This is a genomic window from Bradyrhizobium sp. Kon69 (genome assembly GCF_055807515.1).
This window is the reverse complement of record NZ_JBVVOS010000251.1, coordinates 1-304: the sequence shown is the minus strand read 5'-3', so window position 1 is coordinate 304 and position 304 is coordinate 1. Positions and strand designations below refer to the sequence as shown.

General features: G+C 67.4%; 1 protein-coding gene. It reads right to left on the bottom strand.

Annotated features, from left to right (window positions below):
- A partial coding sequence (locus AC0L3U_RS39040; RefSeq protein WP_473365065.1) for an MsnO8 family LLM class oxidoreductase occupies positions 1-304 on the bottom strand: 304 nt, incomplete at both ends.

Sequence of the window (304 nt, the reverse complement as noted above, 5' to 3'; positions counted from 1 at the left end):
GCCATCAGCTCGGCCACGTCTTCGGGAAAGTCATCCGCGCTGCCGGAGCGTTCACGGCGCAGGGCGCGGGCAGTCATCTGGTCGGCGCCGGGCGCACGGCCCAGGCCCAGATCGATACGGCCGGGGTACAAGCTTTCCAGGGTGCCGAACTGCTCGGCGATCACCAGCGGCGCATGGTTGGGCAGCATCACCCCACCGGAGCCGACACGGATGGTCGAGGTGCCACCTGCCAGGTAGCCGAGCAGTACCGACGTGGCCGAGCTGGCGATACCGTCCATGTTGTGGTGTTCAGCCACCCAGAAAC